Below are 26184 nucleotides of genomic sequence, written 5' to 3' on the forward strand. Positions count from 1 at the left end.
CCCCCAGGCGCCACCCGTCACCCGCCCGACGCGCCGCCGCCGCGGCAGCTGGGTTCCCTACGCGTTCGTCGCTCCCGCGATGGTCGTCCTGGTCGCGTTCGCCGTCCTGCCGATCCTCGTGGCGGGGGTGGTGAGCACCACCGACATGGACATCAGCGGCCTCGCCGACCCGTCGACCGTCTCGTTCGTCGGTCTGGACAACTACCGCCGGCTCGTCTCGGACCCCCAGTTCTGGAACGCGCTGCGTACCACCGGCCTGTTCACGGTCGTCGGCGTGCCGGTCATCGTCCTCGCCTCGCTCGCGGTCGCGCTGCTGCTGCACCGCAGTGGTGGACGGCTCGCCGCGACGCTCCGCGCGTTCTACTTCCTGCCGGCGATCACCGCGATCGTCGCGGTCGCCCTGGTGTGGGGCTACCTCTACAACAGCCAGTTCGGCCTGCTGAACTACCTGCTCTCCCTGGTCGGGCTCGGCCCGGTCCCGTGGTTGTCCGACCCCGGCTGGGCGAGGTTCTCCGTCGGGCTCGTCGCCGTCTGGCGGGCCACCGGCCTGAACATCATCATCTTCCTGGCCGCGCTGCAGGGGATCCCGCACGAGTACGACGAGGCCGCCCAGCTGGACGGGGCCACCGAGCTGCAGCGCACGCGCCGCATCACCGTGCCCCTGCTGCGGTTCGCGATCTTCTTCGTCACCGTCACGACGGTCATCAGCTGGCTGCAGTTCTTCGACGAGCCGTACGTGCTGACCCAGGGCGGTCCGAACGACGCCACCACGTCGATCTCCCTGTACATCTACGAGCAGGGCTTCCGGTACAACCAGTTCGGGTTCGCCTCCGCCGGGTCGCTCGTCCTGTTCGTGATCATCGCCGTGGTGACGGTGGTCCAGCTGCGCCTGCGAGGCTCCGATGACCACTGACACGCGTCCCGTGCAACCGCGGCGGACCACTCGCACCCCGTCCCGGCTGGTCACCAACCTCGTGCTGATCGTCGGTGCCGCGGTGACCGCGCTGCCGTTCTTCTGGATGATCTTCAGCGCGGTCAAGCCCCGCTCCGAGGCCGTCGCCTACCCGCCACGGCTCCTGCCCGCCGAGCCGACCCTCGAGTTCGTGCGCTACCTGTTCACCACGCTCGACTTCGGGCGCTACCTGGTGAACACCCTCGTGGTGGTCGCGATCGGCTTCGTGGGGCTGCTGCTCATGGCGATGGCCGGCTACGCGTTCGCCAAGTTCCAGTTCCGTGGCCGCGGCCTGCTGTTCGCGCTGGTGCTCAGCACGATGATGATCCCGATCCAGGTCACCATGATCCCGACGTACCTGGTCCTGGCCCGGATCGGCCTGACCAACACCCTCGTCGGCATCGCGCTGCCCACGCTGGTCAGCGCGTTCAGCATCTTCCTGTTCCGGCAGTTCATGAGCACGATCCCCGACGAGGTGCTCGAGGCCGCGCGGATCGACGGGGCCGGCGAGGTCCGGATCTTCCTGTCCCTGGTGCTGCCCATGTCCGGCCCGATCCTCGCCGTGCAGACGGTCCTCACGTTCATCGCCGGCTGGAACAGCTTCCTCTGGCCGCTGGTCATCGCCGGCGACCAGTCGCGCTACACGCTGTCCGTGGGTCTGGCGCTGCTCAACCAGCAGGTCGCCACCAACCCGTCCCTGCAGATGGCGGGCGCGGCCGTGATGGTCGTGCCGATCCTCGTCGTGTTCGTCATCTTCCAGCGCTACATCGTGCAGGGCTTCACCTTGTCCGGGCTCAAGTGAGCGCCCCCACCACCTCGTCCGGGAGGACACCCATGACCACGCCCACCCGACGCGGGCCGGCCACCTACGACGGGTTCGTGCGCGCCCGCGGGGGAGCGCTGGTCGACGGCGCCGGCCGGCCTCTGCTGCTGCGCGGCGTGGGTCTCGGCACGTGGCTCCTGCCGGAGGGGTACATGTGGGGTCTCGACGGCGGCCCGCAGTCTCCCCGCGAGATCGAGGCGCTGATGCGGGACCTCGTCGGCCCCGACCGGGCAGAGGAGTTCTGGCGGAGGTTCCGCGACGCCTTCATCACGGAGGCCGACATCGCGACGATCGCCGACGAGGGGTTCGACCACATCCGCCTGCCGATCAACTCCCGGCTCATGCTCGACGACGAGGGCGCCCTGCGCGATGACGCCTTCGCGCTCGTCGACCGCACCATCGCCTGGTGCCGGGCGCACGGCCTCTGGGTGATCCTCGACCTGCACGGCGCGCCCGGCGGCCAGACCGGCACGAACATCGACGACTCCCCGAACAACCGGCCGGAGCTCTTCGAGGACGACCGCTACCGCGCCTGGACCGTCGACCTCTGGCGGGCGATCGCCACCCGCTACGCCGGCGAGACGGTCGTCGCGGGCTACGACCTGCTCAACGAACCCCTGCCCAACGAGTGGCAGGACCTGTATGCGGACCGGCTGGTCGGCCTCTACCTCGACCTGACCGCGGCGATCCGCCAGGTCGACCCGGCGCACCTCCTCATCTACGAGGGCACCCACTGGTCCACGAACTGGGGCATCTTCACCGAGGTCTGGGACGACAACTCGATGCTGCAGTTCCACAAGTACTGGTCCGCCCCCGACTTCCCCAGCATCGAGCGGTTCGTCCGCACGGGTCGCGAGCTCGGCCTGCCGGTGTACATGGGGGAGGGCGGCGAGAACAACCCGGCCTGGCTCGCCACCGCGTTCCAGCTCTACGAGGACCACCGGATCTCGTGGAACTTCTGGACCTGGAAGAAGATCGACACGGCCACGTCGCCGTACTCGATCACGCCGCCGGAGGGCTGGGCCGACGTGGTGGCCTACGCCGCCGGCACGGGTCGCAAGCCCTCGCCCGACCAGGGGTGGTCGACGCTCGAGCAGCTGGTCGACGCGATGCGGCTGGAGTCCTGCGTGCACCGCCCGACCATCGTCAACGCGCTGCTGCGACGCGTGCCGGTCCAGCTGCCTGCGATGGGCTTCTCCTTCCGCGGCCCGGGCATCTCGCACCACGTCCGCGCGCGCACGACGCTGACGGGGCTCCGCGAGGACGACGGCGTGGCCCTGCGGTACGACTCCGACGCCGACCTGCACTTCGACCTGGTCGAGGGGCGGCCCGGCGCCGTCGAGCACGACGTCGTCGTCGACCTGGACGCCGGCGAGTGGGTCGCGTACGACATCCACGTCGACGAGGGCCGCACTGCGACGGTCGAGGTCACGGCCGACGGTTCCGCGCCCGACCTGGACCTCGACGGCGTGTCACTGGGGTCGGCCTCCGCCGCGCCCGGGCGCTGGGAGGGGCTCGCCCTGACGGCGGGTCGCCATGTGCTGCGGGTCCGAGCCACCCGGGAAGCCAGCTCCCTGCGGGGGATCTCCGTCCACTAGCCGAGGGACGACGACCTCTCGTGGGTCGGGCGACCCGAGCGATGCGTGCTGTCCGTGCCTCCGGCAGCACGGGGCGAGGGTGGGGGCCTGCGGACGCCCCCACCCTTTCCCTCGGCGGGGTCAGGACGACGTGCTCGCGAGGGCCGGGACCTCGGTGGTCATCACGCAGTTGCCCTTGCCCTTGGGGCGCTGGTAGGTGAAGCCGAGCTCCTCGTACATCGTCCGCGTGGCGTTGTAGAGGAACGACGCCGAGGTCTTCTTGCCGGGCGGCAGGTCGTGCGGGTACGACTCGACCAGCCCACCTCCCGCTGCGGCGATCAGCGCGAGCGCACCCCGGACCGCGACCGAGGCCATCCCCTTGCGCCGGTAGTCGCGGTCGACGAACAGGCAGGTGATCCGGAAGTCCGGCCGCCGCTGGAGCCCCTGCTCCCACTCCTTGCGGTGGTGGATGTTCTGCAGCTCGTCGACCGTGCCGTACTGGGCCCACGCCACCGCGACGTCGCCGTCGAACACCAGCGCCGCGTGGGCTCGGCCGGCCTCGACGAGCTGGCGCTTGAACTCGCGGTGGCCGAGCGCACGGCGCTCCTCCGTGGGGTCGGGGTACAGGTGGAAGTAGGTGCACCAGCATCCGCCCCAGACGCCGTTGTGCCGTTCCGCCAGGTCCGCGAACGCGTCCCAGGTCGCGGGACTGAGCGGCTCGATCCGATAGCCGTCGACCACGACGTCCCGATCGTCCATCTCGCGACGATAGCGGCGCCGAATCGACCCGACAACGCTGTTCCCGGGCTGACCCACTCGGCGTCCTCGAGGCAGGTCCGCGGTGGGCATGGCGTCCCATACTGGGAGATGTCGGACACCGGACCAGCAAAGGAGCTCGCCATGTCGCACTACTTGCTCATCTACCGGGCGGACCCGGCGGCGATGGCAGCGATGCCGCAGCCGACGCCGGAGCAGATGCAGGAGATGTCGGCCGCGTGGTTCGGCTGGCGGGACCGGGTGGGGTCGGCGATGGTCGACTTCGGCGATCCCACCGAGCCGGCGAGCGCGGACGCCGATCCGACCGTCGGCGGGTACTCGATCATCGAGGCGGACAGCCACGACGCCGCGCAGGCGCTCCTCGCCGGTCACCCGCACACCGCGATGGGCGGCCAGATCGACGTGTACGAGGTCACTCCCTTCGCGATGGGATAGCCGACGAGGCCGCCGTTGCGGCTCCCCGCGGCGCGGGACTCGCAGGCGTGTGGAACGCGTCACACCGGCGCGGAACACTTGTACCTACAACTATTGAAGCGTACGGTTCTTAGTTGTAGGTACAAGTAATCCACACGAGCGAGGAGCAAGACCGTGGCGAGCTTCAGCATCATCGGCACCGGCAGCATGGCGAACGCGATCGGCGGGGTCCTGGCCGACGGCGGCAACGACGTCTCGTACATCACGCGTGAGGACGTCGGTACGGCGTCGCTGGGCGACACCGTGATCCTGGCCGTGCCGTACGGCGCCGTCGATGCGATCGTCGCGAGCTACGGCGACCAGCTCGCCGGCAAGACCGTCGTCGACATCACCAACCCCCTGAACTTCGAGACGTTCGACGCGCTCGTGGTGCCCGCGGGAAGCTCCGCCGCGGCGGAGATCGCCGCGAAGCTCCCGTCGTCGAACGTGCTCAAGGCGTTCAACACCACGTTCGCCGCGACGCTGTCCTCGAAGCAGGTCGGGGGAGCGCGGACGACGGTCCTGGTCGCCGGCGACGACAGAGACGCGAAGTCCGCCCTGATCGCGGCCGTCGAGGCAGGTGGCGTCAAGGCCCTCGACGCCGGCTCGCTCGCCCGCGCGCACGAGCTCGAGGCGATCGGCTTCCAGCAGCTCGTTCTCGCGGTCGGCGAGAAGATCGCGTGGACCGGCGGCTTCGGCGTCCTCTGACCGCCCCGACCGCACCTGACCGACCACCGAGGAGCTCCTGACCGATGAGCACGTTGACCGCAGTCCGCGCGCACGATCGCGCCACGACGGCAGCAGGGACCGTCCTGCTGCTGCACGGGTTCGGCTCGCACGAGCACGATCTCGCAGGACTGGGCGACCTCGTCTCGGACACTCTGCCGTGGGTGTCGCTGCGGGCGCCGCTCGCGCTCTCGCCCCGCGGGTTCGCGTGGTTCCCGGTCGTCACACCCGGCAGCCCGGATCCGGCGTCGGTCGCCACCGCGACCGACGCCATCTGGGCGTGGGTGGACGAGTACCTCGGTGCGGACGCCCCCGTGATCCCGCTCGGCTTCTCCCAGGGTGGCTTGATGGCGACGCAGCTGCTGCGCACGCGTCCCGACCGCGTACGGGCCACGGTCGTCCTCGGCGGCTTCGTCCAGGCGGCCGAGCAGCCCGTCGACGAGGAGCTGGCGCGCAGCCGTCCGCCCGTGTTCTGGGGCCGGGGTGCCGACGACCACGTCATCGCGGAGCACGCCATCGACCGGACCACGCAGTGGCTCCCCGCGCACAGCACGCTCGTCGAGAAGGTCTACCCGGGCCTCGGGCACGGCATCGACGGTCGAGAGCTCGCCGACGTCCGGGCGTTCCTCGCGGAGCGGACCTCGTAGACGCACGAGCACCCGGGTCCCCGGCGCTGAGGAGCGCGCTAGCAGTCCCGATTGCTGCTGCCGCCGGACAAGCCACGACGATGCCCTGGCGTGCGCCCCGGGGAGCCGTTGCCGAGTCGGCGGGCTCAGGACGAGTATGGGGACACTCGTCACGGGATCGAGGCGCAGATGGACATTCCCCCAGAGGTGCTCTCCGCAAAGGAGCTTTTCGAGGGACCGCTCCTGGAGGCCGGGCTGATCACCGGTTGCGACATCGGCGTACGAGACGAAGACGCACCCGACCCCGATGACCTCGCGTTGCGGGTCTTCGTCTTCGATCAGGAGGATGTCCCGGACGCGGTGACCCAGGCCTCGGCCTCGTTCCCGTTTCCGGTGGTCATCATCCAGCGGGTGTTTGAGATCACCGGGTCGCTACCGGACACCGACCGAGAACGGCCCCTCCAAGGGGGCGTCTCGGTGGCCGCGTCACGCTTCCATCTCATGGGCAGCGACTTCGTGGGCACGCTCGGAGCGATCGTCAGCGACGCATCCGATCCCTCCATCTTTTACGGCCTGTCGAACCATCACGTGCTGTGCCATGACATCCTGCGCGCCCAAGGCAACGAGATCGTCCAGCCGCCGCCGGGGCTGCTCGGCGTGCTGCCCGGTGACCCGATAGGCAGGCTCGAGCGGTGGGCATTCCCCGAGACGACCGCGAGCGGGGTCGTCGACGCCGCCATCTGTCGGCTCGACGTGGACTCCGTGCCCGAGATCAAAGAGATCGGTCCGGCATTCGGCACGATGGAGGTGACCCACGCGGTGCATGTGACGAAGCGCGGGGCAACGACGGGGCAGACCTTCGGCTGGGTGTCGGGCACGTTGTTCTCCGTGACTGCCGAGTACGTCGACATGCCCCCCGTAGGCTCCAGCACATCCCGCACGTTGACCGGGCAGCTCCAGGTGCACATCGACTTTCCGCAGACTGTGATCTTCGGCGACAGCGGCGACTCGGGCTCCGTTGTCGTCGCCCAGGACGATGGCGGCTTCACGCGAGTCGTCGGCCTCTACTGGGGGTCGGGCAGCGCGTCACCCGGCGATCCCATCAAGCATGGCGTGTGCACGCCGGCCTCCGTCGTCGAGTCGCAGCTGAACATCAGGTTCTAGTACTCCAATGAGCACCCTGCGCTCGGCGCCATCTTCCGCGGGCCGGGGGCAGTCCTGACGACGAAGGGGTGGATTCGTGCCCGATGTTCCTCAAGTGCGTCGTATCGTCTCGTCGGACGAGACTATAGGGATGGGGTACAACAGTGGCTCCGGCCTTGCCGTAGGCACCGCGCTCGAGGACTTTGACGTCGAGGTCAATGAGTACGCCGCCGCGCAGAAGGTTTTCGCCTCGATCAGCATCGTCAACTCACACGAGGAACTCCTCGACGCCCTGGGGATGTCATTTGAGGCTCAGGGGAGGTATGGATTCTTTCAGGCGTCGGCCAAGGCGGATTTTAGTGAGAGCACGCAGTTCAACTCCACCTCGACGTTTATTGTCGCCAAGTGCATCGTCCGGAACCCGTTCCTGCGCGGAACAAACTTCAAGGTGAGCAAGACAGCGCAGAACCTGCTCGACACCAATCGATTCGACGAATTCACCACGGCATTCGGCGACAGTTTCGTTCGGGGCCAGCAGACAGGCGGCGAGTTCTATACCGTGATCCGGATAACGTCCGTCTCGGTCCAGACGCAGACTGATCTGGCGCTCAGCCTGCAGGCTGAGTACAACGGACTTGCCGTTGCCGGCGAGTTCAAGGGCAAGTTCGCTACCGCCAGCTCCAGCTCGTCGACCAGGTCCGAGTTCCAGGCAACGATGTATCAAGAGGCCGGGAGCGGGCCGACGGTGGCGCCGATCACGAGCGTGGAGGAGCTCATCCCTCGGTTCCGCGACTTTCCGACGATCGCCTTGGCGAGCTCTGCTGCGTACGAGACCGAGGTGGCGACGTATGACACGCTGCCGCTGCCGCTGCCCACCCCCGAGGATCAGGAGAACTTCGAGTTCGCGCTCCGGGACACCCGCGATCAGAAACTTCACTTCACCCAGGTGCGCAACGATCTGACATTTGCGCTCCGCAACCCTCACTTCTTTGACCAGCTACCTTCCGTCGCGGTCCTGCAGGATGCCATCGCCGGGTACACAAAGCTGCTCAACGCCTGCATCAATCATGCGAGCCGGCTCGCCCAGGGTCAGATGAAGCCGGCGCAGACGTTCGACCCGTCTGCGCTCACGCCGCCCCTGGCGGAACCCGCGCCGATCACATTGGTTCGTGCCCCTTCGGGTGCTGTCGCCAGCGTTCCCGTTCCTAGCCTCCTGGACCTGGACTACTGGCGGATAGATTACGCGATGCGTTGTCTTGAGCTCGGCACCGTCGAACAAGCCTTGGCGGGGACGGTCTTGACCGGGGAAGACGATCAACCTGCTCCTATAGAGGTGAGTCACGAGGTGGCTGTCTTTCTCAAGACGTGCATGGCGGTTGGGGTGGGCTTTGACTTCGAGCTGCCGCCCTCGGTCTTTCCAGCGAGCGTCTTCTCGGTCCAGGCCCAGTTCCCGGCCGCTGGGGCTGTGATTGCTCCGCCCGCGAAGCTGATACTGCAGTTCGCCGAACATGAGGTCGTCTGAGCCGGGCCTGCCTCGCCGTCTGAGGACGGGTAGCTGAGCATCGCCCGACCTCCACGCACGAACTGGTCGAGGCTTCGCGCTGCCGTTGGCTGCGGCCTCGACCATGACGACACCGAGGCCGCCGGCCAGACGGATCGCGTCGCGGCAGGACGTCGGTCTCGACCGGGACCAGCGGACTCGGCGGCGGCAACACGCCTCCGATGCCGGCCGGAGGCAGGCGACGGGCCTCGATCCGTGAAAGTCGCGCATGGCGGTCGGATCGGGCTGAGACTGTGCCCATGAGCGACTGGAACCAGCAGATCATCGACGAGTTCCGAGCGAACGGCGGCGTCGTCGCCACCAACGGGTTCGGCAAGGGTCTCGTCCTGCTGCACCATCGCGGCGCCCGGACCGGCACGGAGCGTGTCAGCCCGGTCGCCGGCATCCGCGACGGCGAGGACGCGTGGCTGGTGGCTGCCTCGAAGGGCGGTGCTCCGCAGAACCCGGCCTGGTTCCACAACCTCCTGGCGCACCCGGACGTCGAGATCGAGACTCCGGACGACGGCTCCGTGCCGGTCTACGCGACGCAGCTCACCGGTGCCGAGCGCGACGAGGCCTGGGCCCGATTCACCGCCCGGTCGCCGGGGTTCCGCGCCTACGAGGAGCGCACGTCGCGCACGATCCCCGTGCTGCGCCTCGCGCGGCGGTAGACCTCCGCACCTCTGGCGCGACACGGGTGCACACGGCCGTGGCCGAGCGCCGGACCCGCCCTGTTTCTCCCGTGCTCACCCATTCCTCACCTTCCGGCCATCTTCACCCGGTCGACTCGTCAGGCGACGAGTCGTCGCGGCACGCGACCGACGAGGGTTCGAGGGGATTCAGCCATGGGGATACGAGCACTGCGCCCGCTGGGCGTGGCAGTGGTCAGCGGAGCGCTCCTGCTGGGGGCCGCGACCGGGTGGGCAGCGTCGGGCAGCCTGACGGGGAACGGCGACGCCCGCCGTCTCACCGGTGACCAGACCGCAGCCGTGCGCGACCAGCTGCGTGGCGGGCCGGCGAAGAACGTCATCCTGCTCATCGGCGACGGCATGGGCGACTCCGAGATCACCGTGGCGCGCAACTACGCCCTCGGTGCGGCCGGCCGGTTCGCGGGGATCGACGCCCTGCCCCTGACCGGCCAGTACACGACCTACGCGCTGGACAAGACGGACGGCAAGCCGGACTACGTGACGGACTCCGCGGCCTCGGGCTCGGGGTGGGCCACCGGAACGAAGACCTACAACGGAGCCATCTCGGTCGACGTCGCCGGGACTCCGCAGCGCACGCTGCTCGAGATCGCGCGGGCCAACGGCCTGCGCACGGGCGACGTGAGCACCGCGGAGCTGCAGGACGCGACGCCCGCGGTCCTGGTCTCGCACGTCACGGACCGCGGCTGCTACGCGCCGACGGTGACGACGACGAAGTGCCCGACGAACGCGCTGCAGAACGGCGGCCTGGGCTCGATCACCGAGCAGCTGATCGGCAACCGCCCGGACGTCGCGCTCGGCGGAGGCGCCACCTCGTTCAACGAGACCGCGGTCGCGGGTCCGTGGGCCGGCAAGACGCTGCTGCAGCAGGCCAAGGACCGCGGCTTCCAGGTGGTGACGGACGCCGCCGGGCTCGCCGGTGTCACGCAGGCGAATCAGTCGGCCCCGGTGCTCGGGCTGTTCGCGCCGGGGAACATGGCCACCCGCTGGGTCGGCCCGCTCGCGACGCACACGGGTGGCACCGAGCCGGCCGTCACCTGCACGCCCAACCCGGCGTACGTTCCCACCTCTCCGACCCTGGCGGCGATGACGACCAAGGCGATCGACCTGCTCAAGGGAGGGAAGAAGGGCTTCTTCCTGCAGGTCGAGGGCGCGAGCATCGACAAGCAGGACCACGCCGCGAACCCGTGCGGGCAGATCGGCGAGACCGTGGACCTCGACGAGGCCGTGCAGGCCGCCCTCGCGTTCGCCAAGAAGGACGGCAACACGCTCGTCGTCCTCACCGCCGACCATGGCCATTCGAGCCAGATCGTCTACCCGAACACCCTCACGCCCGGCCTGACCCGCACGCTGCTGACGGCGGACGGCAAGCCGATGACGGTCGCGTACGGCACGGCCGACGTGGGCGGCTCGCAGGACCACACCGGCACCCAGGTGCGCATCGCTGCGTACGGCCCGCGCGCGGGGAACGTCGTCGGCCTCACCGACCAGACGGACCTCTTCTTCACCATCCGCGACGCCCTGCGCCTCGACCCGGCCGCACCCTCGCCGGCTGCCCCCGTCGTCCAGAACGTCAACGTCACCGACGGGGCGGTCCTCAAGGGCCGGCAGACCGTCCGGGTCACCCTCGACACCGAGCCGCGCTACACCTACATCGAGCTCAACCAGGGCGGCACCTGGATCACCGACAACACCAAGGCGCCCGGCAGCACCCAGGCCGGCAAGCGCCCGACGCTCGTCCTCGACACGCGCGACTACCCCAACGGGTCGTACACGCTGAAGATCGACGCCGTCGGGATCGACGGGCAGACGACCGAGAAGCTCGTCGCGGTCACCATCGCGAACCACTGATCTCGCACGAGTGGCGCATCCCGCACCCGGGGATGCGCCACTCGTGCGTGCGCGCAGGCATCATGCCTGCAGCTTCTTCCCGGCTGCTCCTCGACGTCGGCGAGGGGTCAGCCGACCGCCGCGAGCCGGGCGCTCGCAAGCGACGTCGCCCTCGTGCGGCTCGTCGTCGCTCAGCGCAGTCACAGGAGATTCACACGGAAGTCATCCGGACCTTTCCGGAATGTCGGGCACTCGCCTCCTGCGCCGGGTTCGCTCGTCCGCATGAGACGCACCGCAGCACTCTCGGTCCTCGCGGCGGCTGTGACCGCCGCCCTCCTCGCCCCGACGCCGGCCCTGGCCGGTGATCGCGGGGGAGCCGGTCCCGGCCGGCACACCGTCACCCAGCCGACCCTCGTCGCCCGCGCGACGTTGTCGGCCGACTTTCTCGCGCCCGGGCCGCCGTCCGGCGCTCTGGCCACGCCCGCCAACGGGCGGCAGGGTCCGTTCGCCGGCCAGGTGATCCCGGGCTTCTCCGGGGTGGTCGACGCGGGCGACGGCACGTTCTGGGCGCTGCCGGACAACGGGTTCGGCACCAAGGCGAACTCCGCGGACTTCCTGCTGCGCCTGTACCACGTGACCCCTCGCTGGCAGACCGCGGGCGGAGGGGAGGGCGCGATCGGCGTCGGCAAGTTCGTCTCGTTGCGCGACCCGGACCACCGGATCGACTTCCCGATCGTCAACGGCGCGACGCCCGAGCGCCTGCTCACCGGGGCCGACTTCGACGTCGAGTCCGTCGTGCGGGAGAAGGACGGCAGCTTCTGGATCGGCGAGGAGTTCGGACCGTTCCTGCTGCACGTCGACCCGACCGGCAAGCTCCTCGCGGCACCGGTGCCGTTCCCCGCCGGCAAGTCGCCGCAGAACCCGTACCTGCAGGTCGGCGAGACGCCCCGGATCCGGGCGAGCCGCGGGTTCGAGGCCATGGCGGGCTCGCGTGACGGCCGGTACCTGTACCCGATCACCGAGGGTGCGTTCGTCGACGACCCGGTGCAGCGCCGGCGCACGATCTCCGAGTTCGACACGATCGCGGGCACCTACACGGGTCGCACCTGGGCGTACCAGACCCACCAGGACGCGAACGTGGTCGGGGACGCGTTCATGACCGGCAAGCACGAGCTGCTGCTCATCGAGCGCGACGACTTCCAAGGTGCGGCGTCCGTGATGAAGCGCGTCTACCGCATCGACCTCGACAAGGCCGACGCCGACGGGTTCGTGCGCAAGACCCTCGTGCTGGACGCCCTGAAGATCGCGAACCCGGACCACCTCGGCTCCGGCGACGGCTACGGCACCGACGACCCGTTCTCGCTGCCGGTGCAGTCCTTCGAGACGGTCGTGCAGCTGCGCGACGGCCGTCTGCTCATCGCCAACGACAACAACTACCCGGGCAACGCCGCACGCATCCCCGGCACCCCGGACGACACGGAGATGGACGTGGTCGACCTGCGTCAGGTGCGGGCACCGGAGGCGGGCGACGTCACGGTCGTCGGCCACCGCGGCGCCAGCGGCTACCGGCCCGAGCACACCCTCGCGTCCTACGAGACGGCGATCCTGCAGTGCGCCGACTACATCGAGCCGGACCTGGTCTCGACGAAGGACGGGGTGCTCGTCGCCCGGCACGAGAACGAGATCAGCGGGACCACCGACGTGGCCGACCACGCCGAGTTCGCGGCGCGCAAGGCGACCAAGACCATCGACGGGCGCAGCGTGACCGGGTGGTTCACCGAGGACTTCACGCTCGCCGAGCTGAAGACGCTGCGCGCCAAGGAGCGGCTCCCCGCCGTCCGGCCGGCGAACGCCGCCTTCGACAAGCTCTACGAGATCCCGACGTTCGACGAGGTGCTGGACCTCGCGCGGCACTCGCTGACCTGCGACGGGCAGCCGGTCGGTGTCTACCCCGAGACCAAGCACCCGACCTACTTCGACTCGATCGGGCTGTCGCTCGAGGAGCCGCTGCTGGCCCAGCTGCGCGCGAACGGCCTGGACGACAGGCGTGCGCCGGTGTTCATCCAGAGCTTCGAGACCGGCAACCTGCGGCAGCTGGACCGGATGACCTCGGTCCGGCTCGTCCAGCTGGTCGACTGCTCGGGGGCGCCGTACGACCTCGTGGCCGCCGGCGACCCGCGCAGCTACCGCGACCTGGTGACCCGCGCGGGCCTGGCGCAGGTCGCCCGGTACGCGGACGGCGTCGGGCTGTGCAAGGACCTGATGATCCCGCGGAACGCCGACGGCACGCTCGGCGCGCCGACGTCGGTCATCCGCGACGCCCACCGCGTCGGCCTCGAGGTGCACGGCTGGACCTTCCGCCGGGAGAACCAGTTCCTCCCGGCGGACTTCCGCAGCAGCGCCGACCCCAACGCCGTCGGTGACCTCGCCGGGGAGATCCGGGTGTTCGTGGGTGCGGGCATGGACGGCCTGTTCAGCGACAACCCGGACCTCGCCGCAGCCACGGTGGGCTAGGCGCCACGGGGGAGGGCCGGCCCTGACGATCGTCGGGGCCGGCCCTGCTGCCGGTCGGCCATGACGCCCCGCACACCTGGCTACCGAGCGGATCCGACGCCGGCCGCTCGACGCCCTGACCTCAGTCGGCGCGCGTCGGTCACGATCATGGTGATCCCGAGGAACGTGCCCGACGCGAACCCGAGCAGCCAGAGCCGGACGGGTCCGCTCGTGCTGCCACCCGAGAGCTCCCTCGTCCAGCTCCCGCCCGAGTCGTGCCGCCCGACGTTCATGCAGCCGCACCGACGCAAATCCGCTTCGGCTCCGCGCCACCCGGCCCTACGCTGCCAGCGCGTCCGACGCGGGCGCACCCCGCGATCCCGGAGACGACGGTGCTGATCCGACCCGAACACCCAGACGACGTCGACGTCATCGATCGGCTGACCGTCGCCGCCTTCGAGCCGCAGTGGTTCAGCGACGGCTCCGAGGCGCCGATCATCCGACGACTGCGGGCGTCCGGTGACCTGACGCTCTCGCTGGTGGCGGAGGACGACGGCGACGTCGTGGGGCACGTCGCGTTCTCGCCCGTGACGATCGACGGGTCGCACGACGGGTGGTTCGGGCTCGGGCCGATCTCCGTCCGGCTCGACCGGCAGCGGCGGGGGATCGGTCGGGCACTCGTGGCCGAGGGCCTGCGGCGGCTGCAGGAGCTCGGTGCGCGCGGCTGCGCGCTGATCGGCGACCCGGCGATCTACGGCCGGATGGGCTTCACGGGCGACGGGCCGCTGTCGCACCTCGACCTGGACCGCGCCATCGTCCAGCACGTCACCTTCTCGGGCCCCTCGCCGCGCGGCGAGCTGCGGTTCGCGCCCGCGTTCGACGCACCAGGGCACTGAGCGCCGCCTCCCACCGGCGAAGTCGTGCGAGTGACCCTGACACGACGAACCCCGTCGACGTCTGCGGGTCGGGACGTCGTCGAGAAGCTCGAGGACCTCGTCGATCGCTCGTCGTTCATCCGCCAGCGTGCGTGGAGCGATGATCAGCGGAGGTGGACGCCGAACAGAGGACGAACGTCAGGGTTCCCTTGGACGACCCGATGGTGCCAACCTGGACGAGTGCATCACTTCTGGGTCGTCGCGCGCGGCGGCGAGCTCGACGGCGAGGTGGGGCTGCTCGGTCTCGAGAGCCACCCAGCCGGGGAGCACCTCTGGTATCGGGGAGACCACACCGCAGACGTCCCGTACGTCGTGACGGAGGAGACGACCGTGCTGCCCGATGGTCGTCTGGCCTACGTCGCCGAGCGGGAGCGAGGGCGCTCGCGCCAGACAAGCTAGAGATGGTGGTCTGGCCCGGAGGGAACCGTTCACCTTCCTGGTCTATGGTCCGGCGCATGACGAAGCCGCTGGATGTCGAGTGCCCCCGGTGCCATGCGGCGCCGGGCAAGTCCTGCCGCACGGCCGACCGCGTGAAGCGGGACCCCCACCGGCGTCGACGCGAGGCGGCGCAGCGCAAGAGCTGACTGGAGCGACTGGGCAGGCGTCGGGGCGGCGCTCCCTCGGGGCCTGACCGGACTCCACACTGCGCGCACACCCGAGGCCGACGGCGTCGCGTCGTGTTCGCGGTCTCGGCATCCGGTGTTCGTCCCGCGGACCCGGCCGGGCCACTCACGGGCTCGGTCCTTCCGCTGAACTTCACAGGCGCGCCGGCGTCGGCGCCCCACTGAAGGACGGGTGCGAGCGGTGCACATGCTCAGACTGTGTGGCCGCCCCGCGTCGATCGGCTCGACACACCCTCCGGTCCCGCAAGCCGTCCGACCGGCTGGCCGATCTCTTCTCAGCCGTGCAGCGGCGAGGCTCGGTGTCGCCGCCCTGTGTCTGACCGCCGTTCTCGTGCCGACGGCGCCGGCTCAGGCCGACGACGCCCAGATCGAGGGGTCCGGCTCCACGTGGAGCCAGGTGATCTTCGACCAGTGGATCGCCGACGTGGCGCCGCGCGGCATCAGGGTGGCGTACTCGGGCGTCGGGTCGTCCACCGGGCGCAAGGACTTCGCCAACTCCACCACTGACTTCGCCATCTCCGAGGTCCCCTACCAAGGGATCGACGAGCTGGGGAACCCCGACAACGCCAACGGCCGCGAGTACGCCTACGTGCCGATCGTGGCCGGCGGGACGGCGTTCACCTACCACCTGGAGCAGGGCGGCAAGCTGCTCACCGGCATCCGGCTGTCCGGGCCGACCATCGCGAAGATCTTCACCTCGGCGATCACCTCGTGGGCGGACCCGGCCATCGCGGCGGACAACAACGGCCGCTCGTTGCCGGACACCCCGATCATCCCGGTCGTGCGCTCCGACGGAGCCGGTGTGACTCGACAGGTCACAGCCTGGCTCGATGCCGTGTACCCGGACATCTGGCGCCGCGAGGGCCGCACCGGCGCGACCTCGTACTTCCCGACGAGCGGCCGCATGGTGGCGGCGGCCGGTTCGGACCAGGTGATGAACACCGTCGCCAACCCGGCGGGCAACGGGACGATCGGCTACGTCGAGTACTCGTACCCGACGAACAAGGGCTACCCCGTGGTGAAGCTGCTGAACACGGCCGGGTTCTTCGTCGAGCCCACGCAGTACAACGTGGCCGTGGCGCTGACGCAGGTGCAGATCAACCAGGACCAGTCCTCGCCGCTGTACCTCACGCAGGTGCTCACGGGGGTGTACGCCAACGCCGACCCGCGGGCGTACCCGCTCTCGTCGTACAGCTACATGATCCTGCCGGTCGGCTCGGCGGACCGGCGCCTGACCACCGCGAAGCGGCAGGCCTTGGCCGACCTCACCTCCTTCGCCTTGTGCGACGGGCAGTCAGAGGCGGGACCGTACGGGTACTCGCCGCTGCCGCTCAACCTGGTGCAGGCCGGGTTCGACCAGCTGGCCAAGCTCAAGGCCGCAGACCCCGCCGTCGACCTGCAGGGCCGCGACCTGACCCAGTGCCACAACCCGACGTTCGTCGCCGGCGACCTCGCCCGGAACTACCTCGCGGAGATCGCTCCTCTGCCCGCGCCGTGCGATGCCGTCGGTGCAGATCCCTGCGGCGTGCCCACGGCCCCGCTCGGCGGCGTGTCGGTGCACCTCTCCGTCCCGGCGGTCCCGGCCGTCGACGGTCTGACGCTCGGGGTGGGCGCGACGAGCCTGGCCATGGCGGGCACCCGCGGAGCCGCGTCCGTGCACGCGACGGCAGAGCTTGCGGGTCTCACGGTCACCGACACCCGGGCGGACGACCACCTGACGACGTGGCAGGTCAACGTCCAGGCGACGCCTTTCACCGGGCTCCCGGGAGTGATCGATGCGGCCTACCTCGGCTGGCGGCCGGCAGCTCCCTCGAGCACGCTCGACACCGGAAGTCCCCTGACGGTCCACGCCGGCCCGTCAGTGACGTCGATGCTCTCCGACTCCGGCAGCAGCGGGCTGTCGGCAACGCAGCTGCTGGCCGAGGCCGTGGTGCCGGGCCGAGGCACCACGACCCTGGGCGCCACTCTCGATCTTGTCGCGCCGTCGGTGACCTTGGAGGGGACGTACAGCTCGACGCTCACGGTCACGCTGGTGAGTTCCTGACTCGTCGCTTCCCGGCTCACACGCTCCGTCACACGGGTGGGCGGTCTGCTGGTGCCTCGAGCCCGACGACCGGCGTCGGGCCGAGCACCGGAAGGCACGTGCAATGGCCCTGTTCATGGACGCCCACACCATCGAGGGCGGAGTCTCGGCGAGCGACGTCGCCTCGGCCCACCAGGCCGACCTGGCGACCCAAGGCGCCTACGGCGTCAACTACGTGCGGTACTGGGTCGACGAGGCGGCAGGCAAGATCTTCTGCCTCGTCGAGGCACCGGACGCGGAGGCCGCCTCCGCCGTGCACCGCGAGGCCCACGGCCTCGTCGCCGACGAGATCTACTCCGTCGCCGAGGGTGCCTGACCCAGCAGGTCGGCAGCGACGCGGCGTCGTGCCGCGTCGCTGCCCGACTTCCTCTGCCGCGCCCAGACCGGGCGCACGACGACGAAGAAGGCGCACCACCATGGATCACCTGCACGCCGGAGCGACGACTCACGCGCTGACGGCTTCCCGACGCGAGGGACGCCCGGCGCCTCTCCGAGAGGACGTGGCCGCCGTCGCGCTCCCGCAGGACAGCCCTTCCACGCAGCTCCCGAGCGCGGTGCCTGTCCGTCCCGCCTCGGCCGAGCTGGCTGACGTCCTCGACCGGGCGGCGCACCGCGTCGCCGAGCTGGGCACGTCGGCGGAACGCCGGCTGCTCCGGGCCATGTCCGAGGTGGCAGCGCAGTCCGCGCCGGGCGCCGCCGCAGCACTGATCGCCCCGGACGGCACGGAGATCTCCCGCCAGCGCGCGTTCGGTCTGGTGCACACCCACGTCCTGGAGGTGCTCGGCCCGCGCGAGCACGCGTGGCTGCTCGAGCTCGTCGGCGGCGACCCGGGCAGGCCCGGGCGCCCGTCGGGACCGGGCTGATGGCTCGACTCGGCCGGCTTCGACCGACCGATCGAGACCCCGCGCTCCTGAGCCGTGTGCAAGGCTGCTCGGCGTGAGCGCGAGCGCACAGGAGGCGGCTCGGATCCCGCCGTCGACGCTGGTCGTCCAGCTGCTCGGACGGCCGCGCATCGACGTCGACGGCGCACCCGGGTACCGCTTGCGCAGCCGCAAGAGCTGGGCGCTCCTGGCGTTCCTGCTGCTCGGCGACAGGCCGCCCACGCGCAGCCAGCTCGCCACGCTGCTCTTCGCCGAGGCGGACGACCCCCTCGGTGCCCTGCGATGGTGCCTGGCGGAGATCCGGCGCGCGCTCGGCGCGGCGGTCGTCCTCGACGGCGACCCGGTGACGATCTCGCTACCCCTCGGCGCCACCGTGGATGTCGAGGTGCTCGTCCGTGGTCACTGGAGCGCCGCGGTCGAGCTCCCGGGCCTGGGCCACGACCTGCTCGACGGCCTCGCCCTCCAGCACGCCGACGCCTTCGAGTCGTGGTTGCTCTCCGAGCGCCGTCGGATCGCGGCCGCCACGGAGTCGATCCTGCACGAGGCCGCGCTCGGGCACCTCGCCCGTGGGGACCTCGACCGCGCGCGCGACCTGGCCGTCCGGGCTGCCGTGATGAGTCCTCTGGACGAGAACCACCAGGCGCTGCTCATCCGGCTCTACCGCCTGGCAGGCGAGGACGAGGCCGCCCGGCGCCAGTACGACGCCTGGGCCACGGTCGCCGAGCGGGAGCTCGGCTCACGCCCCGGTGCACCCGTGCTGCTCGCGATGCGGGAGGGGCCCCGGCCCGCAGGCGGTGGCGCGGGTGTCTCGATCCAGGCGGTGACCGAGGCCGGTGTCGCCGCCGTCTCCGCCGGCGCGCTGGTGGCCGGTGTGTCGTCGTTCGAGAACGCCGTCGGGCTCGCCGACCTCAGCGGCGTCGACAGCGACCGGATCTCGACGCGACTGGTGCTCGCGGAGGCTCTCATCCACACGCTGGGCGGCCTGGACGAGGCGGGCCTGACGACGTTGACCGAGGCGGAGCGCATCGCCGTCGCTCAGGGTGACCGCGAGGCCATCACCCGGGTCCAGGCGGAGGTGGGCTACGTCGACTTCCTCCGCGCCCGGTACGACCGGGCCGAACGATCGCTGACCCAGGTGCTGGCCGAGGACGCGACGTCGCCCTCGGTCCGGGCCAAGGCATTGACCTACCTCGGGTCCGTGGCCAGCGACCGCGCGGAGTACCAGCGCGCCGTCTCCCTGCTGCAGGGCGCCGTCCAGGCCTCGCGCGGCGTGGACGAGCCCCGGCGGGAGGCTTTCGCCCTGTCGATGCTCGGCCGCGTCAGCCTGCTCCGGGGCGACCTGGCCGAGGCCGCGGAGCACCTTGCCGCCGCCGGTGACCGCGCCGAGCGCGACCACTGGCTCTCGTTCCTGCCCTGGCCCCAGGCCATGCTCGGACAGGCCTGGCTCTCGCTCGGCGACCTCGATGCCGCCGCCCGCGCGCTCGAGCAGTCGTTCGCGCGGGCGTGCCAGATCGGCGACCCCTGCTGGGAGGGGATCTCGGCCCGAGGGCTGGCCATGCTCGCCGAGGCTCTGGGCGAGGTGGACCAGGCGTTCGCGGTGCTCCTGGACGCGCGAGCGCGCGCCACCCGCGTGGCCGACCCGTACGTCTGGCTCGACGTGCACATCCTCGACGCCCTGTGCGAGCTCGGAAGGCGCCACCGGCACCCGCTGACCGCGTCATGGGCGGACGCCATGCTCGACCGTGCCTCGCGGACGGGCATGCGAGAGCTGACCGTGCGGGCGATGCTCCACCAGGCCGCCTCGGGCCTCCGGGGGGACGCCGGAGCGGCCGCGCTGCTGGCGGACGACATCGACAACCCGGTGCTCTCCGCACTGGTGGCGACGGCCGACGAGCGCTGACCATCAGAGCCGGCTCGCGTGCCTCGGGTCGACCCCGATCGGGCACGACAGCACGAAGGCCCCCTCGAGAGGGGGCCCTACCTGCGGTTGTCCTGGCTCCCTCGACTGGACTCGAACCAGTAACCGTCCGATTAACAGTCGGATGCTCTGCCAATTGAGCTACGAGGGATCGTGCGGGAAGAAACTCTAGCAGCCGTCAGAGGGTGCCTCGGACGGTCAGCGGGGGAGTCCGACGGCGTCGCGGACCTCGTCCTCGGCGGCGTCGACGACGGCAGCGACGGCCGGGTCGGACAGGTCGATGGACGCATCCCCGAGGACCTGCGTGAACAGCTCGCCGCCCTCGTCGCGGCGCAGGACCACGCGGGCGCGCTGACCGCCGGGGAGTGTGACGGACAGCGCATGCACGACGGACTGCTGCACGCGCTCGCGGAAGGTCTGGGAGAACGCGAACGACCCCGGCTCCTCGGCGAACGTGAGCCGCTCGGTCTCGCCCCAGACCCAGCGCAGGGTCATGGTGCGCGTGGCGGGGTCCAGCGAGCCGTGGTCGACGTCGGACCACGGGTGGCGCACGGCCGGCCCGTCGGTGCCCAGCAGGTGCAGCGCCCGGCGTGACGCGACCGCCCAGCGTCCGTCGGTGAGCCCGGTGCTCACCAGGATCGCGTCGCCGGCCCGGAGGTCCAGGCGGGTGCGGTCGGCGGCGGGCAGTCGGCGACGGGAGAACGGGGCCACCTGTTCAACGGTACCCGTGCGTTCCGCGCGACCCGTCCGATCCGCCATGATGACAAACCAGGACACAAGTATCAGATTGCCCGGTCGAGGATCTTGGATCTCAGACGCGGCCGCCCCCGACCGCGTTCTCGGAGAGCGACGGATCGAGAGAGGTGCGTCATGAGAGCTACATATCGGGTGCTCGCCTTCCTGGTGGCGGCCGGAGTCTTCATCCAGGCGGGCGCCATCGCGTACGCCTGGTTCACCACCCTCCACGAGATCGAGGACGGCGCCGTCATCGACTCGAACTACGAGGGGAACATCGGGCACTCGCTGCACGGCACGGTCGGCATGATGGTGATCCCGGTCATCGTGCTCGCCCTGCTCATCGTCTCGTTCTTCGCCAAGTTCCCCGGCGCCGTGCGCTACGCCCTGATCCTCTTCGGGCTGGTCGCGCTCCAGATCACGCTCGCGTTCGTCGCGTTCGGGGTGCCGGCTGTGGGTGCCCTGCACGGGCTGAACGCCCTGGCGATCCTCGGGGTCGCCATCACGGCGGGCTCCCGCGTGCCCCGAGGGGTCGCGACCACCGACTCCTCCGCCCCGGCCGCCGCCACCGCCTGACCTCCGTGACCGAGCGGGAGGCGCTGGGCCGACGACGCCGCGTCGTGGCCGGCGTCGTCGCGAGCCTGCTCGTGCTCGGCCCGCTCGCCTGGTTCTGGTGGACCAGCCTGGTCCCGGCGAACGCGTCCGTGATGGACATGGGGTACCCGGACACCGGCGGCGGCCCGACGGCGACGACGGGCCCGCACGGCCACGGGACGACGGACGGGCCGACCGTGAGCGTCGCCGAGCTCACCGGCCCGTCCGCCGGCGTCCCCGACGTCGACGTCACGCTGACCGCCGAGTCCGGGCCGGTCACGGTCGGCGGGCGCACGATGCCGGGGTTCACCCTCAACGGCTCGTCCCCGGGGCCGACGATCGACGCCCAGGTGGGTGACCTCGTCCAGGTGACGCTGGTCAACCGCTCGGTCGCGGACGGCACCACGCTGCACTGGCACGGCGTCGACGTCCCCAACGCCGAGGACGGGGTCGCCGGCGTCACGCAGGACGCCGTCCCGGTGGGCGGCTCGCACGTCTACCGGTTCGTCGTCGACCACCCGGGCACGTACTGGTACCACTCGCACCAGGTCTCGCACGCGCAGGTGCGCGGGGGGCTGTTCGGCGTGCTCGTGGTGCACCCGGTCGCCGACGACCACGCCGCCGAGGTGGTGGCCGCGGTCCACAGGTACGGGTCGACGCCGACGGTCGACGGGTCCACCGACGACCTGCGCACCGACGCGGCGCCGGGTGACCGGGTCCGGGTCCGCGTGGTCAACACGGGCTCCGGGGTGCTGCGGGCGTGGGTGCCGGGCGCGCCGTTCCGGCTGCTCGCCGTCGACGGCCGGGACCTCCACGAGCCCGGGCCGGTGGACGCCCAGGCCGTCGTCCTCGCCGGTGGTGGGCGGGCCGACCTCGAGGTGACGGTGCCCGACGACGGCACCTCGGTCCGCGTCCGCCTCGGGTCGCTCTCGGTGGTCGTCGGGCCGTCCGGCGACGCCCCCGACGGCGACGACCCCCGCACCTACCTGGACCTGCTCTCGTACGGCACACCGACGGACGTGGGGTTCGACCCGCGCGCGGTCGACCGCCGGTTCACGTACGCGATCGGGCGCCGACCCGGATTCGTCGACGGCCGCCCGGGCCTGCAGTGGACCATCAACGGGCACACCTACCCCGACGTGCCGATGTTCGTCGTGAGCGAGGGCGACGTCGTGCGGATGACGCTGCGCAACACCAGCGGCCAGGCCCACCCGATGCACCTGCACGGCCACCACCTCCTCGTCCTGTCGCGCGACGGGACGCCGTCCACGGGCAGCCCGTGGTGGGCCGACTCGCTGGAGCTGGCCGCGGGCCAGACCTACGAGGTCGCGTTCGTCGCCGACAACCCCGGCGTCTGGATGGACCACTGCCACAACCTGCCGCACGCCCAGCAGGGCCTCGTGGCGCACCTGGCGTACACGGGCGTGACCGACCCGTACGTGCTCGGGGGAGAGTCCGACAACGCCCCTGAGTGAGCGTCGGTAGGGTGTGCGGTGCCTCGGGGCAGTAGCTCAGCCGGTCAGAGCAGCGGACTCATAATCCGTGGGTCGTGGGTTCAAGCCCCACCTGCCCCACCATCTCCCGAGCCCTCCGGTCGCCGGACCGCCCGACTCCTGCCACGATCTCGGGCACGGTCATGTGACGGAGGAGCAGACGATGGTCTCGGCGAGCGGAACGGCGAACGCGCAGCGGTCCTGGGAGCTGGCGGCCCGGGCGGGGTACGCGGTCAGCGGCGTCCTGCACGTGCTGATCGGCTTCCTCGCGCTGCGGGTGGCGTTCGGGAGCCCCGGACAGGCGGACCAGTCGGGCGCCCTGAGCACGATCGCGGCGACACCGTTCGGCGGTCTCGTCCTGTGGTTCTCGGTGCTCGCCTTCCTCGCGCTCGGTGCGTGGCAGGTGGCCAAGGCGATCCACGGCGGCTCGCCGACGTCCGCGGGAGGGGGAGGCGGCGGCGCGGGCGACCGGGCGAAGGCCGTGGGGCGCGCGGTGGTCTACCTGGCGCTGGCGTTCGCGGCGCTGAGCTTCGCGCGCGGCGGCGGGACCTCCAGCTCGCAGCAGACCGCCGACCTGACGACGAAGCTCATGGGCGCACCCGGCGGCCGGCTGCTGGTCGGTGCTGTGGGCCTCGCGATCGTCGTCGTGGGCGGGTACCACGTGTACAAGGGCTGGACCAAGAAGTTCCTCGAGGACCTCCACCGGCTGCCCTCGGGGGTGGCCGGCCCGGCGGTCCGTCGCCTCGGCGTCGCCGGGTACGTGCTCAAGGGCGTGGCACTCGGGATCGTCGGAGTGCTGTTCGTCACGGCCGCCGCCAAGGCCGACCCGTCGAAGGCGACGGGGCTCGACGGGGCGCTGCACACCCTGCGTGACCAGCCCGCGGGGGTCGCGCTGCTGGTCATCGTGGCCCTCGGGTTCGTGGCCTATGGCGTGTACTCGTTCGTTCGCGCCCGGTATGGCCGGATATAAATCACCCGTTTGCGCGCGAAACGTGCGGGGGCGGTTGTTGCACGGGTGTCCAGTTTCGGGCATAGTTCCTGTCGTCAGCGAAAACGGCAAACCCGCCGCAAGGTGGGGACGCAAAGCCACGGGACCCATGGGGTCAGCCGAGCTACCGAACGACAGGAGAACAGTCATGGCTGTCACCACCACCGAGGCCCCCCTCTCGCAGGGCGCTCTGCTCACGCCGGGCGAGGTTGCCGTGCTCTTCCGCGTCGACCCGAAGACGGTCACGCGCTGGGCCCAGGCCGGCAAGCTCTCGGCCGTCCGTACCCTGGGCGGCCACCGCCGCTTCCACGAGTCCGAGGTGCGTCAGCTCCTCACCGGCGTTCCCACGCAGCGCGCGGCGGAGTGACCTCAGGTCTCATCCAGCTCACGAGAAGGCCCCTCCCGATGTCGGGAGGGGCCTTTCTCCTGCTCGGCGGGCGCACCTAGAAGACCACCGGGTCGCGCACGATCGGGCAGGTCATGCAGTGCCCGCCTCCGCGCCCGCGGCCCAGCTCGGCGCCGCGGATCTCGATGACCTCGATGCCCGCGGCCCGCAGCAGGGCGTTCGTCGTGGTGTTGCGGTCGTAGGTGAACACGACGCCCGGCTCGACGGCGACCGCGTTGTTGCCGCTGTCCCACTGCTGCCGCTCGGACGCGTAGACGTCGCCGCCCGTCTCGATCACACGCAGCGCCGGCAGACCGAGCGACCGGGCCACCACGTCGACGAACCGGGCGGTGCCCTCGTCGGTGATGTGCACCTGACCGCCGTCGGCCGGCCGCAGCGTGAAGCTGTGGATCGCGTCGACGATCTTCGGGTAGAGCGTCACCACGTCGCGGTCGGCGAAGGTGAAGACCGTGTCCAGGTGCATCGCCGCCCGCAGCCGCGGCATCCCCGCCACGACGACGCGCTCGGCGGCGCCCTGGGCGAACAGGGCGGCGGCCAGCTGGGTGATCCCCTGACGCGACGTGCGCTCGCTCATGCCGACCAGCACGGTGCCGTTGCCGACGGGCATGACGTCCCCGCCCTCGAGGGTCGAGCGGCCCCAGTGCCGCTCCGGGTCGCCCCACCAGACCGTCGAGCCGGTGAAGTCGGGGTGGAACAGGTAGACGGCCTTCATCAGCAGCGTCTCGTCGTGCCGGGCCGGCCAGTACAGCGGGTTGAGCGTCACCCCGCCGTAGAGCCAGCACGTGGTGTCCCGCGTGTACAGCGTGTTGGGCAGGGGCGGCATGACGTACTCGCGCGCGTCGGGGGAGTACTCGGCGAGGGCGAAGTGCGCGTCGTCGAAGCCGCCGGTCACGTCGCCGGTGGCCAGGCCGCCCACGAGGAACTCGGCCAGGCGGCGCGGATCCAGACGCTCCAGGAACTCGCGCGCGTCGTCCACCAGCTCGAGGCCCACCACGTCCGGCACGATCTTGCGGTCCAGCAGCCAGTCCCTCGCGCCGCGCACGGCCATGGTCTGCGCCAGCACCTCGTGCAGCTCGAGCACCTCGACGTCGCGCGCACGCAGCTGGTCGACGAACGCGCGGTGGTCGCGGATCGCGTTCTCCACCCAGAGCACGTCGTCGAACAGCAGGTCGGCCGCGTTGGTGGGGGTCAGGCGCCGGTGCGCGAGGCCGGGCTCGCAGACCAGCACCTTGCGCAGCCGGCCGACCTCGGAGTGCACGCCGTTCGTGAGGACGGTGTTCGGCATCGCGGACCCTTCCGGCTGACGGCGCGTGCCGTCACGCTACCGCCGGGCCGGTCAGCGCACCGTGGCGAGCACCGCGGCGCGGACGTCCTCCAGCGTGCGGTCCGGCTGGAAGACCAGCCACTCCAGGCCCGCCAGCAGCGTGGCGCCGAACAGGGCCGACGCGGTGAGGAACGGGTCGCGCTCGGGCCAGGTCTCGGCCACGACCGCCGCGAACGTGCCCATCGACTCGTCCCGGACCAGCCGGATCGAGTCCTGCCAGCTGCGGCCGGTGCGGAACGTCTCGGCCACCATGAGCTTGGCGAAGTCCGGGTGCGCCCGGATCTGCGTGAGCAGCTCGGTGACCAGCGACTCGAGCGCTTCCCGGCCGTGCAGGCCCTCCGCCGCGCCGCGCAGGGCGGCGGTCAGCCGGCCCACGCCCTCGGTGATGATCGCCTCGAACAGCCCCGACTTGGAGCCGAAGTTGTAGAACACGCTGCCCTTGGCGACGCCGGCCGCGGTGGCGATGTCCTCGACCGACGTGGCCGTGAAGCCGCGGTCGGCGACGAGGGCAAGCGCCGCCTCGACGATGTGCTCCCTGGTGGCCGACGTGCGCATGG

At 70.9% G+C, this 26184-nt stretch carries 26 protein-coding genes, 2 tRNA genes and 1 riboswitch; of the genes, 23 read left to right on the forward strand and 5 right to left on the reverse strand.

All coding sequences use genetic code 11. The features are described from left to right. The first annotated feature begins 79 nt into the window (after positions 1–79). The 3 genes from AB5970_RS11550 to AB5970_RS11560 are packed head-to-tail and all read left to right on the forward strand — an operon-like array spanning position 80 to position 3373. Positions 80–913, forward strand: a complete 834-nt coding sequence (locus tag AB5970_RS11550; RefSeq protein ID WP_370504172.1) for a carbohydrate ABC transporter permease — start codon at positions 80–82, stop codon at positions 911–913. Next, positions 903–1754: a carbohydrate ABC transporter permease gene (locus tag AB5970_RS11555; protein WP_370504093.1), complete on the forward strand. Its 852-nt coding sequence runs from the start codon at positions 903–905 to the stop codon at positions 1752–1754. The genes AB5970_RS11550 and AB5970_RS11555 overlap by 11 nt, the downstream gene beginning before the upstream one ends. Before the next feature lie 32 nt (positions 1755–1786). Then, positions 1787–3373 carry a cellulase family glycosylhydrolase gene (locus AB5970_RS11560; protein WP_370504094.1) on the forward strand — a complete coding sequence of 529 codons (1587 nt, stop codon included), beginning with the start codon at positions 1787–1789 and terminating at the stop codon, positions 3371–3373. A 120-nt stretch (positions 3374–3493) separates the two neighbouring features. Here the strand turns inward: AB5970_RS11560 and AB5970_RS11565 are convergent, their stop codons facing one another. Then, a complete protein-coding gene (locus tag AB5970_RS11565) occupies positions 3494–4111 on the reverse strand; it encodes a GNAT family N-acetyltransferase (protein ID WP_370504095.1) in 618 nt (205 codons plus the stop codon). A 141-nt stretch (positions 4112–4252) separates the two neighbouring features. On the opposite strand from AB5970_RS11565, the gene AB5970_RS11570 reads away from it, so the two are divergent. The 15 genes from AB5970_RS11570 to AB5970_RS11640 all read left to right on the forward strand — a co-directional run bounded on the left by AB5970_RS11570 (position 4253) and on the right by AB5970_RS11640 (position 20069). Continuing rightward, positions 4253–4564, forward strand: a complete 312-nt coding sequence (locus AB5970_RS11570; RefSeq protein WP_370504096.1) for a YciI family protein — start codon at positions 4253–4255, stop codon at positions 4562–4564. A gap of 153 nt (positions 4565–4717) precedes the next feature. Then, entirely contained in the window at positions 4718–5290 is a 573-nt protein-coding gene (locus AB5970_RS11575; protein ID WP_370504097.1) for an NADPH-dependent F420 reductase, read from the forward strand. A gap of 44 nt (positions 5291–5334) precedes the next feature. After that, positions 5335–5955 carry an alpha/beta hydrolase gene (locus AB5970_RS11580; RefSeq protein WP_370504098.1) on the forward strand — a complete coding sequence of 207 codons (621 nt, stop codon included), beginning with the start codon at positions 5335–5337 and terminating at the stop codon, positions 5953–5955. A 168-nt stretch (positions 5956–6123) separates the two neighbouring features. Then, the gene (locus AB5970_RS11585; RefSeq protein ID WP_370504099.1) at positions 6124–7098 is read left to right on the forward strand and encodes a hypothetical protein; all 975 of its coding nucleotides are present in this window, start codon (positions 6124–6126) and stop codon (positions 7096–7098) included. Between the two features lie 130 nt (positions 7099–7228). Next, a complete protein-coding gene (locus AB5970_RS11590; protein WP_370504100.1) occupies positions 7229–8599 on the forward strand; it encodes a hypothetical protein in 1371 nt (456 codons plus the stop codon). Positions 8600–8877: 278 nt separating this feature from the next. Continuing rightward, on the forward strand, positions 8878–9288 hold the full coding sequence (locus tag AB5970_RS11595; protein ID WP_370504101.1) for a nitroreductase/quinone reductase family protein: 411 nt from the start codon (positions 8878–8880) through the stop codon (positions 9286–9288). Positions 9289–9462: 174 nt separating this feature from the next. Further along, on the forward strand, positions 9463–11175 hold the full coding sequence (phoA, locus tag AB5970_RS11600) for an alkaline phosphatase (RefSeq protein ID WP_370504102.1): 1713 nt from the start codon (positions 9463–9465) through the stop codon (positions 11173–11175). A 261-nt stretch (positions 11176–11436) separates the two neighbouring features. Continuing rightward, positions 11437–13668, forward strand: a complete 2232-nt coding sequence (locus tag AB5970_RS11605; protein ID WP_370504103.1) for an esterase-like activity of phytase family protein — start codon at positions 11437–11439, stop codon at positions 13666–13668. Between the two features lie 371 nt (positions 13669–14039). Beyond that, on the forward strand, positions 14040–14543 hold the full coding sequence (locus AB5970_RS11610) for a GNAT family N-acetyltransferase (RefSeq protein WP_370504104.1): 504 nt from the start codon (positions 14040–14042) through the stop codon (positions 14541–14543). A gap of 219 nt (positions 14544–14762) precedes the next feature. After that, positions 14763–14981, forward strand: a complete 219-nt coding sequence (locus tag AB5970_RS11615) for a hypothetical protein (RefSeq protein WP_370504105.1) — start codon at positions 14763–14765, stop codon at positions 14979–14981. A 56-nt stretch (positions 14982–15037) separates the two neighbouring features. After that, positions 15038–15166 carry a zinc finger domain-containing protein gene (locus AB5970_RS11620; protein ID WP_370504106.1) on the forward strand — a complete coding sequence of 43 codons (129 nt, stop codon included), beginning with the start codon at positions 15038–15040 and terminating at the stop codon, positions 15164–15166. Between the two features lie 370 nt (positions 15167–15536). Further along, on the forward strand, positions 15537–17249 hold the full coding sequence (locus tag AB5970_RS11625; protein ID WP_370504107.1) for a phosphate ABC transporter substrate-binding protein PstS: 1713 nt from the start codon (positions 15537–15539) through the stop codon (positions 17247–17249). 103 nt (positions 17250–17352) lie between these two features. Further along, entirely contained in the window at positions 17353–17604 is a 252-nt protein-coding gene (locus AB5970_RS11630) for a DUF4242 domain-containing protein (RefSeq protein WP_370504108.1), read from the forward strand. A gap of 184 nt (positions 17605–17788) precedes the next feature. Then, positions 17789–18151, forward strand: a complete 363-nt coding sequence (locus AB5970_RS11635; RefSeq protein ID WP_370504109.1) for a hypothetical protein — start codon at positions 17789–17791, stop codon at positions 18149–18151. 73 nt (positions 18152–18224) lie between these two features. Continuing rightward, positions 18225–20069: a BTAD domain-containing putative transcriptional regulator gene (locus AB5970_RS11640; RefSeq protein ID WP_370504110.1), complete on the forward strand. Its 1845-nt coding sequence runs from the start codon at positions 18225–18227 to the stop codon at positions 20067–20069. A gap of 93 nt (positions 20070–20162) precedes the next feature. Here AB5970_RS11640 and AB5970_RS11645 read toward each other — a convergent pair. Next, positions 20163–20238: transfer RNA gene (locus AB5970_RS11645), tRNA-Asn, on the reverse strand. A 47-nt stretch (positions 20239–20285) separates the two neighbouring features. After that, positions 20286–20798, reverse strand: coding sequence for a hypothetical protein (locus tag AB5970_RS11650; RefSeq protein WP_370504111.1), 513 nt, complete (start codon positions 20796–20798; stop codon positions 20286–20288). Between the two features lie 159 nt (positions 20799–20957). Between AB5970_RS11650 and AB5970_RS11655 the strand changes: the two genes are divergently transcribed. From AB5970_RS11655 to AB5970_RS11675, 5 genes are all read left to right on the forward strand, one after another. Then, positions 20958–21398 carry a hypothetical protein gene (locus AB5970_RS11655; protein ID WP_370504112.1) on the forward strand — a complete coding sequence of 147 codons (441 nt, stop codon included), beginning with the start codon at positions 20958–20960 and terminating at the stop codon, positions 21396–21398. 5 nt (positions 21399–21403) lie between these two features. Next, positions 21404–22891: a multicopper oxidase family protein gene (locus AB5970_RS11660; RefSeq protein WP_370504113.1), complete on the forward strand. Its 1488-nt coding sequence runs from the start codon at positions 21404–21406 to the stop codon at positions 22889–22891. Positions 22892–22916: 25 nt separating this feature from the next. Then, a tRNA-Ile gene (locus AB5970_RS11665) sits at positions 22917–22993 on the forward strand. Between the two features lie 79 nt (positions 22994–23072). Beyond that, entirely contained in the window at positions 23073–23879 is an 807-nt protein-coding gene (locus AB5970_RS11670; protein ID WP_370504114.1) for a DUF1206 domain-containing protein, read from the forward strand. A 75-nt stretch (positions 23880–23954) separates the two neighbouring features. Next, a riboswitch (cyclic di-GMP riboswitch) is annotated at positions 23955–24029 on the forward strand. A gap of 16 nt (positions 24030–24045) precedes the next feature. Beyond that, entirely contained in the window at positions 24046–24264 is a 219-nt protein-coding gene (locus AB5970_RS11675) for a BldC family transcriptional regulator (protein ID WP_370504115.1), read from the forward strand. A gap of 76 nt (positions 24265–24340) precedes the next feature. Here the strand turns inward: AB5970_RS11675 and AB5970_RS11680 are convergent, their stop codons facing one another. Both AB5970_RS11680 and AB5970_RS11685 read right to left on the reverse strand, forming a co-directional pair. Then, on the reverse strand, positions 24341–25588 hold the full coding sequence (locus tag AB5970_RS11680; protein ID WP_370504116.1) for an arginine deiminase: 1248 nt from the start codon (positions 25586–25588) through the stop codon (positions 24341–24343). Positions 25589–25639: 51 nt separating this feature from the next. After that, a complete protein-coding gene (locus AB5970_RS11685) occupies positions 25640–26182 on the reverse strand; it encodes a TetR/AcrR family transcriptional regulator (protein WP_370504117.1) in 543 nt (180 codons plus the stop codon). Positions 26183–26184 lie beyond the last annotated feature (2 nt).

The sequence above is a fragment of the Cellulomonas sp. ICMP 17802 genome, from assembly GCF_041295535.1.
GTDB lineage: Bacteria > Actinomycetota > Actinomycetes > Actinomycetales > Cellulomonadaceae > Cellulomonas.